The 10353-nt window shown below is 40.5% G+C and carries 8 protein-coding genes; 6 read left to right on the top strand and 2 right to left on the bottom strand.

Annotated elements, in window-relative coordinates; all coding sequences use genetic code 11:
- Positions 1–280: 280 nt before the first annotated feature.
- Complete coding sequence (gene tesB / locus ABMY35_RS05625; RefSeq protein WP_349285380.1) at positions 281–1144, bottom strand: acyl-CoA thioesterase II; 864 nt, start codon at positions 1142–1144, stop codon at positions 281–283.
- 124 nt (positions 1145–1268) lie between these two features.
- Between tesB and ABMY35_RS05620 the strand changes: the two genes are divergently transcribed.
- Positions 1269–1733 carry an EVE domain-containing protein gene (locus ABMY35_RS05620; RefSeq protein WP_349285379.1) on the top strand — a complete coding sequence of 155 codons (465 nt, stop codon included), beginning with the start codon at positions 1269–1271 and terminating at the stop codon, positions 1731–1733.
- Between the two features lie 57 nt (positions 1734–1790).
- Here the strand turns inward: ABMY35_RS05620 and ABMY35_RS05615 are convergent, their stop codons facing one another.
- Positions 1791–2855: a potassium channel family protein gene (locus tag ABMY35_RS05615; protein WP_349285378.1), complete on the bottom strand. Its 1065-nt coding sequence runs from the start codon at positions 2853–2855 to the stop codon at positions 1791–1793.
- A 174-nt stretch (positions 2856–3029) separates the two neighbouring features.
- Here ABMY35_RS05615 and ABMY35_RS05610 point away from each other — a divergent pair, with 174 nt between their 5' ends.
- The 5 genes from ABMY35_RS05610 to ABMY35_RS05590 all read left to right on the top strand — a co-directional run bounded on the left by ABMY35_RS05610 (position 3030) and on the right by ABMY35_RS05590 (position 10312).
- Positions 3030–3974, top strand: coding sequence for a chemotaxis protein CheV (locus tag ABMY35_RS05610; protein ID WP_349285377.1), 945 nt, complete (start codon positions 3030–3032; stop codon positions 3972–3974).
- Positions 3975–4123: 149 nt separating this feature from the next.
- Positions 4124–6289: a DNA helicase II gene (uvrD, locus tag ABMY35_RS05605; RefSeq protein ID WP_349285376.1), complete on the top strand. Its 2166-nt coding sequence runs from the start codon at positions 4124–4126 to the stop codon at positions 6287–6289.
- Entirely contained in the window at positions 6201–8333 is a 2133-nt protein-coding gene (locus tag ABMY35_RS05600; RefSeq protein WP_349285375.1) for a GNAT family N-acetyltransferase, read from the top strand. Before uvrD ends, ABMY35_RS05600 begins: the two co-directional genes overlap by 89 nt.
- Positions 8334–8379: 46 nt before the next feature.
- Complete coding sequence (locus ABMY35_RS05595; RefSeq protein ID WP_349285374.1) at positions 8380–9420, top strand: ABC transporter substrate-binding protein; 1041 nt, start codon at positions 8380–8382, stop codon at positions 9418–9420.
- A gap of 43 nt (positions 9421–9463) precedes the next feature.
- Positions 9464–10312 carry a CZB domain-containing protein gene (locus tag ABMY35_RS05590; protein ID WP_349285373.1) on the top strand — a complete coding sequence of 283 codons (849 nt, stop codon included), beginning with the start codon at positions 9464–9466 and terminating at the stop codon, positions 10310–10312.
- Positions 10313–10353 lie beyond the last annotated feature (41 nt).

The raw sequence follows: 10353 nt of genomic DNA, 5'->3' as shown, positions 1-10353 counted from the left end.
GGAGCGCCATAATAACGACTTCACTTTTTATGTCAACACTTAATTTTAAAAAGTTTTTAAAGTTAAGTTTTATTTGACTCGACATCGTTTTGATTTGCTTTTCAGCGTCTCGCCCCGTGTCAGTGGGGTCGCATTATAGGGAGATCATTTTTTTGATCAACCCCTTTTTGCAATTAATTTTAAGAAATGTGTTCAACCGCTCAAAAAGAAATCAAAACCCTGTTTTTAGTCGCTTTTTGCTAACATTTAATACAGGTTATTTGCATTTAAAAACTAAGATCTAGTTAGATCTTAGTCTCATCACGCCTTCTTGTATGGTTGAAGCAACTAACTCACCTTGTCTATTAAAGAATTGCCCCCTAACTAAACCACGGCCACCACTCGCACTTGGACTATCGACACTATATAGCAACCATTCATCCATTCTAAATGGACGGTGGAACCACATAGCATGATCTATCGTTGCAACTTGCATATTAGGTTGTAAGAAAGAAAGCCCGTGCGGCTGCAATGCCGTTGGCAAAAACTCAAAGTCTGACGCATATGCTAATAAGTAGTTATGTATGCGTCTGTCATCAGGCATTGTGCCATTAGCCCTAAACCAAACATGTCTTTTAGCTTCAGTACTTTTTGGTTTAAAAGGGTTCTGAAAGTTTACCGGACGCATCTCGATAGGCATTTCGCAGGTAAATTTATTTCTCAGTTGTTCAGGAATTAGATCTGCATGTTCTTGGTAAAACTCAAGCGATGACTTAAGGGTTTCTGGTGCTGGCACATCAGGCATCTCTATTTGATGAGATAACCCCTCTTCATCTCCCTGAAAAGAAGCTGTCATATAAAAGATAGGTTTACCATATTGGATTGCACAAACACGGCGCGTACTGAAGCTTCTTCCATCTCTGATAGTTTCAACATCATAAACAATTGGTTTGCTGGCATCGCCCGGACGTAAAAAGTATGAGTGCAAAGAATTAACATAACGATCTGCTGGCAACGTATATTTGGCTGCTGATAGGGCTTGCCCCATTACCTGACCACCGAAGACTTGTGGAAAACCTAAATCTTGGCTTTGCCCTCGATAGATCCCTTGTTCAATTTCTTCTAATGAAAGAAGTGACAGTAAATTCTCTAATACCTGACTCATAACTCATTACCCTCAAACAACATAACGTTTTAATCATACTACACGTATCTGTTTATTGTGTATTTACCTTGCTCAGCTTTGTCATTTCATCAACAATATTAAAAAACACTATCTGAAGATTTTTATGGCTTATTGGTTATTCAAAACAGAACCCGATGCATTTTCTATTGATGATTTAAAGAATGCACAAGAGCAAAGCACTTTTTGGGAAGGTGTAAGAAACTATCAGGCACGAAACTTTCTGAGAGATGATGTCAAGCTCGGTGATCAGATCTTTATTTATCACTCCAGCTGTAAAGTGCCTGCAATTGTCGGGATCGCAGAGGTGATAGAAGAAGCACACCCTGATCCCCACCAATTCGATCCAAGCAGTGATTACTTTGATGAAAAATCTAAGCCAGACTCCCCAAAATGGTTTGGTGTCACTGTTCAATTTAGAGAAAAGTTAAGGCCCATCTCTCTGAAACAGATTAAGGCAGATCCTAGAATTATCGACTTACCCCTCAAAAAAGCTGGCCGGTTATCCATTATGCCCGTCACTGAGGAAGAGTTCTTATTATTAAAACATTACCATAATAGCGAGCAATGATAGTTGCTCGCTATTATCTACCGCAAAACAATTACTATTATTACGACTTCAAAAATACTATTTGATTTCTGACCACTTTACTTCTGACGGTAAAATACGCTCAGGTGAAATATAGTGAAGAATATCACCGCCTTTAATTTGGTAATGCAGAGGCGGATTTAAGTCCATATTAAATGCATTTAGATCGTGAGCAACTCCCAAAATGATTGCATCGTGCTTTTCTTTGAAGTAATGAAAGAAAGCCGAGAAAGGAAGTGCTGCAATATTCTCAGGTAACCGCACACTAAACTGAGTGTCGCCATGCAAAGTTGAAAGTAATTCCTCTTGCACTCGACTCGAACCAGGATCTTGCATAGCGCGCACTAAGATCTCAGCTGACTTTGTACTAGAACACTCAATATTCTTGCAATGAGTGCGAAGCAGACTGACTTTACTCTCATCGATAAAATGCGCACTAATATGTGCAGCTTCTTTTATTAACGGGCTTATCATTAATGCAGTAGTGAAGGTCTGATCGTCATCTTTGCCATCTATAATAATTTTATCAGCTTGAGAAATCGCAATACGCTCCAATTCTTTTTCATCTGTAAAACTCGTCAGATGGGCAAATTCAACTTCAGAATAGTTAGCTAGAGGGTGCTCTTCGAGATCATTAACGGCAAGAATGATTTGTCGGTCTTTTCTTTTATTGTCGGCAAGTATGTAATCAACAATCTTTTTTGTTCTCTGCTCATGCCAGCCAAAGATAACGATGTGATCAGTTAAGTGTGCTAAGTTTTTGTTTCCCGTCATTGCTCTTTTTACCCAAAATGTAACTAACTGCCCGACTTTGCCAAGCAAAACACCAAATAACGCTAAGCCAAATGGAATTTGAAATAGTGCCACGACCAAACGACCCATAGGGGTTACGGCACTCATATCGCCATATCCTACCGTTGAAGTGGTAACAACATAATAATAAAAATAGGTGTTGAGCCCTAAAAGCTCGGTTTCGTTTGCAGCTAAAAGCAGTAACCAAGTCGCAGCTATATGCAACACTGTTACCGCCATTAACAGCTGCCAACTAGCTTTGTCTATATGTGCTCTTAAGAGCATGGCTAGTTTTTTAAAATACAGAGGCATAACTAAAATAATTGAATTTAATGATTTTTGTTCACAATACGCGATATCTATTTGCTTGCAAATACCACTTTAAATAAATCTAGGATAGACTTATAGACGACCTCATTTTAGGTTTATTAGATTTCTACCTCGTGTTAGGTATACTGAATTTATCTTCTTCTAAAGGATAACGACATGGCTGGTGTTTTAGCTTCTGTAGATCAAAGAACTCAACTGGTGGGTGAAAACCGACTTGAGTTGTTGTTATTTCATTTACATAGCCGCCATCTGTTTGCTTTAAATGTCTTCAAAGTAAAAGAAGTTGTAAAGCTACCACACCTAAACATCATGCCAAACGCGCACCCGAAAGTATGTGGTGTAACTAGCATTCGTGGAGAGTCCATCCCAGTGATCGACCTTCGCAGAGCAATCAATTTGCCAGAATGTCAGCGTGATGAAGACTGCAATCTCGTTATCACTGAATACAACCGTACTATTCAAGCTTTTCTAGTCGGTAAAGTTGACCAAATCGTCAATACTACTTGGTCGGATATTATGCCTCCACCTAGTTCTGTGGGTAAAAACCATTATCTTACTGCCTTCACAAAACTAAAGCGTGACGGCCAAGAACACCTCGTTGAAATTATCGACGTAGAGAAAGTGCTGGCAGAGATTATTAGCTACGACATACAGATATCAGACGATATACTAGATGAATCAATCCTGCCTGAATTTCAAGGTAAGAAAATTCTTCATGCGGATGATTCACCAACTGCACGTCGGCAAGTATCAGACACACTAGCGCAGTTAGGAATTGAAATTATTCCTGCTACCGATGGCAAAGCCGCTTTGGACATTTTGAAAAAGTGGGCTGATGAAGGCAAAGACATTAATCAAGAAATACTTGCGGTGATCACCGATGCCGAAATGCCAGTGATGGACGGATACCGCTTAACCTATGAAATTAGGAATGATCCTCGCCTTAAAGATCTTTATGTAATTTTGAATACGTCTTTGAGTGGCAGTTTTAACCAAGCTATGGTTGAAAAAGTGGGCTGTAATGCGTTTCTATCTAAATTCCAACCTGACTTATTAGTTGAAGAAGTTCAAAATCGCTTAAAAGAATATATCGGCCAGTAAACTGGTTATTTATACAGTTTAATTTATTTTCATTCTTCATATATTTCAAAAAGTTAAGTTTTTACGCATAGTAAAAATGTGTGTCTTGCTGGGAAATAGACGCTAGCCTAGGTATACTTTGCTGCATTCTGATTTGGCAAGGTAACCTAATGGACGTTTCTGATTTAATTGACGGCTTAAACGATAAACAACGCGAAGCTGTAGCTGCTCCTTTGCAGAACATGCTGGTGCTGGCTGGCGCAGGCTCAGGTAAAACGCGAGTACTTGTTCATCGTATTGCATGGTTAATGCAGGTAGAGCACGCTTCTCCTTATAGTATTTTTGCTGTGACCTTTACCAATAAAGCCGCCAAAGAAATGCGTACCCGTGTTGAAGAAACGCTCAAATCACCTGTCGGTGGTATGTGGATCGGCACTTTCCATGGTTTATCTCACCGAATCCTTCGCGCTCATCACCGTGAAGCTAACCTACCAGAAGCATTTCAAATCTTAGACACTGACGACCAAGTACGTATGATCCGTCGTCTGTTGAAAGCCATGAATATTGATGAAAAGAAATGGCCGCCAAAGCAGATAGCCTGGTATATCAGCGCCCGTAAGGATGAAGGTCAACGTCCAAAAGATATTCAAGCTTATGATGTGAACGAGCAACTCATGTTGCGCGTTTATACGGCTTATCAAGAAGCCTGTGACAGAGCGGGTTTGGTCGACTTTGCTGAAATCTTATTACGCTGCTTTGAGTTGCTACAACAGCAGCCAACCTTGCTGCGCCATTATCAGCAGCGTTTCCGTCATATGTTGGTAGACGAATTCCAAGATACCAACAACATTCAATATCGTTGGTTAAAACTACTGGCGGGCGGTGACAGCAATATCATGATCGTAGGCGATGATGACCAAAGTATTTACGGCTGGCGTGGCGCTAAAATTGAAAATATCAAACGCTTTTTAGATGACTTTGATGCCGAGACTATTCGCCTTGAACAAAACTATCGTTCTACGGCAACCATTCTAAAAGCATCAAACGCGCTGATTGAAAACAACGCCGAGCGAATGGGAAAAAGCCTTTGGACCGATGGCAACCAAGGCGAGCCTATTTCGATTTATGCTGCCTTTAATGAGTTAGATGAAGCCCGTTTTGTGGTAGGTAAAATCAAAACTTGGCTGAATGGGGGTAATGCTTTACAAGATTGCGCCATTCTTTATCGTAACAACGCCCAGTCACGTATTCTTGAAGAGGCCATGTTACAAGAAGGCTTAAAGTATCGTATTTATGGCGGTATGCGCTTCTTCGAGCGCCAAGAGATCAAAGATGCTTTATGTTACCTACGCTTAATATGCAACCGTCAGGATGATGCCGCATTTGAGCGAGTTATTAATACCCCAGCCCGTGGTATTGGTGACAAAACCTTGAGCCATATCCGTGACTGTGCTCGAAATGAATCAATGCCATTATGGTACGCCGCAAAAGCGATTCTAGAGCAAAAGCATTTAGCTGGTAGAGCAGCAACTGCCGTCTCTAAATTCGTTGAACTTATCGAGCATCTCAGCGATAAAATTGATGAGCTAGAATTGAGCGAGCAAGCCAAACAGACCATTGAAGTATCAGGCCTAATGGCAATGTATCAAGCCGAAAAAGGTGAAAAAGGCCGCGCTCGAGTAGAAAACTTAGAAGAATTAATCAGTGCCTGTGGTCAATATGAACCGCCTATTGATGAAGACTTTAGTTCGCCACTACAAGGCTTCTTAGCCTACACGTCACTCGAAGCGGGTGAAGGCCAAGCTGATGAACATGAAGATGCTGTGCAAATGATGACTTTACACTCGGCAAAAGGTCTAGAGTTCCCACTTGTATTTATGGTTGGTGTAGAAGAAGGTATGTTCCCTTCACAACAAAGCCATGAAGAGTCGGGCCGCTTAGAAGAAGAGCGCCGCTTATGTTATGTCGGTATGACCCGCGCAATGGATAAACTTTATATTAGCCATGCCGAAAGCCGTCGTTTGTATGGACAAGAAAAACATCATAGTCCTTCGCGCTTCTTACGTGAAATCCCTGAAGACTGTGTAGAAGAAATTCGCATTAAAACGCAAGTTTCGCGCCCAGCAAGTACAGGCCGCTTCAGTAACACCATTACTTTGGCAACCTTTGAAGATAGCGGTTACAACCTTGGTCAACGAGTTTTACATGCTAAGTTTGGTGCTGGCACCGTATTAAACTACGAAGGGAATGGCGCGCAATCGCGTATTCAAGTCAACTTTGACGATGTGGGTACTAAATGGCTTGTCACCGCTTATGCAAGACTCGAAAAAATATAATTTAGAGGCGCTATTTGAGCGCCTTACTTTTAATCAGCACCGTCAGTTAGTGTTGTTTTGCGGCTCACAAATGTGGGCTGCTACTGAGTTAAATAAACTCACAAACAAAACAACTTCTTTTTTAACACTGTCAAAAGAACCGGCTTTTAATCAAGCGCAATGGCCTGAGCATCTTCATCAAATTCTCGGTCAAGAGTTCGAGGTCGCAATATACGATGGATACTCAGGGATTATCCCTAATAAACTCGCGGCACTGAGTGGCACAGTAAAGGCAGGCGGAATACTTGCGCTCGTCTTACCTGAACTTGGACAATTAAGTTTTTGGTGTGACCAAGGGATCACAACTTGGCAAAATCACCAGCAATCGCTAACAACGAGTCCATTTTTAATACGTTGGCAGCACTTATTTACTCAGTTACCTATCTCTATTATTTCTGAAACTAATGACGCAAGACTGTCTTTGCCAAGTTTAAAACCTGCTTCAGAGCTTAACCATAGATTAGGTGAGCAAGATAAAGTGATTGAAACGCTCACTACATTACTCACCAAATCTCGGCAACATATTTTGCTTACAGCCGATAGAGGCCGTGGTAAATCATCGGCTTTAGGTTTACTAGCGAGCAAAATGCCTGAGCAATCATTTGTGGTATGTGCTCGACAATATCAAGCAGTAAAAAGTAGCTTTATGCATTTGGCCAACGCCCTCGGAGTTGAATATTCAGGCAATGAGAAAACACTCGCTAATCTTCGCTTTTGTCCACCAGATAAGTTACTTCAAGAAAATATCAGCGATGACATCATTCTTATTGACGAAGCGGCAGCTTTACCCGTACCCACACTCATCAAAATAGCAGATCAATTCAAGCGCTGTGTATTTGCATCTACCTTAGTGGGCTATGAAGGTAATGGTCGAGGCTATACGCTAAGGTTCAAACGTTTCTTAGCAAAACACTCCCCCACCTATCAGCAAATAACCCTAAATGCGCCTATAAGATATGAGCAGTGTGATCCATTAGAAAGCAGCATAAACAAACTATTCGCGCTAGACGCGCAGTTTAATGCACCTAAGCAACTTGAACAGTTCGAGTTTACTCATATTACATCTGAAGATTTACTGCACGATGAGCATCTACTCAGACAAGCATTTTCATTATTGGTGCTCGCTCATTACCAAACCAGCGTTAATGACCTAAGACAATTACTCGACCAACCTGAAAACAAACTTTTTGCAATCAAACAGCAAAACCATTTACTTGGTATTTGTCTGGTCAGCATTGAAGGCGGCTTAAATGCTGATAGTATCGCAATGATTGCGCAACAGAACAGGCGACCTAAAGGGCATTTGCTACCGCAACAGCTTTACCACTTGCTACAACAAGATACATTTTTGAGTCATAAAGCCGCCAGAGTTGTCAGAATCGCTATCGCACCTGAGTTTCAAAGCCAAAAGCTGGGTCAGCAGTTATTGAATTACACTGAGCAGCAGCTACAAGATGAGGTCGATTACTTTGGCAGTAGTTTTGGCTGCACCGCACAGTTATTAAAGTTCTGGCAAGAGAACGAGTATCGAATTGTAAAGTTAGGCTTTAAACAAGATAAAGCTAGCGGTGAGTATTCTGCGATTGTTTTAAAAAGTAATAAAAACCTATCTGAAGAACAGCATCAGTTGCGAGTACGCTTTTCTCAGCAATTTACTTATCAATTGCTGACACAGTATCAAATGTTAGATGACACACTTGTCAGTCAGTTAATGAAACCAACATCTGGCAACTCACTCATCTCGGCTGAGTATAAACAGCAGTTAAAAATATTACTCGACCAACCTGCGCATATCGAACAAGGCTTAGCCTTGATTTGGCAAATAGTGTCACAGAATCCACAAATACTATACAACCTTTCGGCTATTTCCCATCGACTACTAATTAAGCTAGTACTACAAGGTAATAAAAAAGACGTAATTCAGAAAGAGTTATGCATTGACTCAAAAAAACAACTAAACCTATGTTTATCTAATCTAGTTGCAGAAATCTATGCACAAATTTAAGCCCTCAATTTTGCTTACTTCTTGCCTTCTGTGGGCAAGCCAGCTTATGGCTTCTGGATCGCAACTCGATATTAAGCTAGGTATGTCGGTTGCATTAACTGGACCTGCCAGTGAAATAGGCAAACAACTTGCCTCGGGATCTAGAATTTATTTTGAGCAACTCAACAAGCAAGGTGGAATTCATGGCGCGCTTATCGAACTCGATGTGAGAGATGATGGCTATGAGCCAAACCATACCGTCAACAACACACGCTTTTTTATTTATGATAAAAAAGTACATGCTTTATTTGGTTATATGGGTACCCCAACCACAACGGCCATAAAACCCATGCTAGAGCACACGCAAATACCTTTACTTATGCCCTATACGGGTGCTGCATTTTTAAGGGAAAAACCTACCTTCAAAGTGTTTAACCTAAGAGCCAGCTACCTTGATGAGGCAAAAGAGCAAATTAGTTACCTGGTTGATGAATTAGGCCATTCAAAAATTGCCTTACTCATTCAAGCTGATGAATTTGGTATTACATTACAAAAAAGCCTCACAGCGGCACTAAGAATGAGGGGGTTAAAGCCTCAGGTAGTTGGTCGATTTCGCAGAAATACCAATGAAGTCGAGAAAGCACTTAAACTAATTGGCAACAGTGAAGCCACCGCCGTTGCTATGGTAGGCACTTATGAGCCGTTATCACACTTCATTCTGTTATCACAAAAGCAAAACAAGAAACTTGCATTCACAACTGTATCATTCGCCTCCAGCGAAGGCCTATTAAGTAAGCTTACTCAACCAAGCCAATTAATGGTCACAGAAGTGGTGCCAAACCCAGCCTCTTGTAAGGGTAAAATTTGTGAGCAGTTCAGAGCAACGTTAAACACGCATTCTTTACCTATTACACACGCAATATTTGAAGGGTATCTCAACGCATTAGTGTTTAGTCGAGCCGCAAAAATGTGTCCTTTACCATTTAACTCTAGCTGTGTACTCAATGCCTTAAGCAATGTGATCAACCAAGATGATGAATTACGTCATTTATTTAAGATCAAACCAAAGCAAAAGAAATTACCAATTTTCCGTTCATATCATTCGTAATTGATCTATCATTAGTCATACTTATAAGCATGATGAGGCAGACATGGATTTAATTAACTTTCGTGTTGGGCAAAAAACAATTTCTTTAAAGATCTTAGACATATTGCTGACCGAGCGCTATGAAGGAAACCTAACCTCATTGCCAAACGGCAACCCAAGCTTCTTAGGGGTCAAAGATTACATGGGCACCCCAACACCTATTTTTGATCTTGGCTTAATCTTAAATAACCAATCTTCCTCAGAAGTAAATCAAGCACTCGTAAAACTACTACATGATCGTGAACAAGATCATAAAGCTTGGTTAGTCGCACTTGAACACAGCATTCATGAAGGTGTCGCTTTTACCAAAGCACGAGATCCTCGACAGAGTGAATTTGGTAAGTGGTTTTATAGTTTCAAAACTGATAATGAAGATTTAAAAGCTTTACTTGCCCGCTTTGAAGAACCACATACAAAATTACACAATCTTTCAAGCACCTTATTAGATATGTGTGCCAAAGGCGAAAAAGAACAAGCAGTAAGAATGCTCGAAAAAGAGCGCACTACGACTTATCAAAAACTGATCCGATTATTTGAGTCAGCAAGAGATCAAATCACGCTCGATCATAAACCTATTATTGTTTTCACAACCTTAGATGGTCAAAAACCACATATTGGTTTGTTGGTCGATCAAGTACAAGACAATATTCATTGCGATGAGAGTGAGATCAAACCACTCAATGAGATCACCAATATCGGTTTTGATATCGATCCACAAACTAAGCAAATGATGAAAGGTTTAATTAAACGTGATGATACACATAGCGTATTAATCGATCCTAGTGCGATTTTTAGACCCGAACATTTACAAAGCTATGACCCTGAAGAAACCGAAAGCTATGGTTTGTTTTAATTCAAAGCCAAAAAGTAATACTTCTAAATAGTTTGCTTTAT

The sequence above is a fragment of the Pseudoalteromonas sp. BZB3 genome (genome assembly GCF_040104455.1).
Taxonomy (GTDB): Bacteria; Pseudomonadota; Gammaproteobacteria; order Enterobacterales; family Alteromonadaceae; genus Pseudoalteromonas.
The sequence above is the reverse complement of the archived record's forward strand: the minus strand, read 5'-3'. Positions and strand labels throughout refer to the sequence as shown.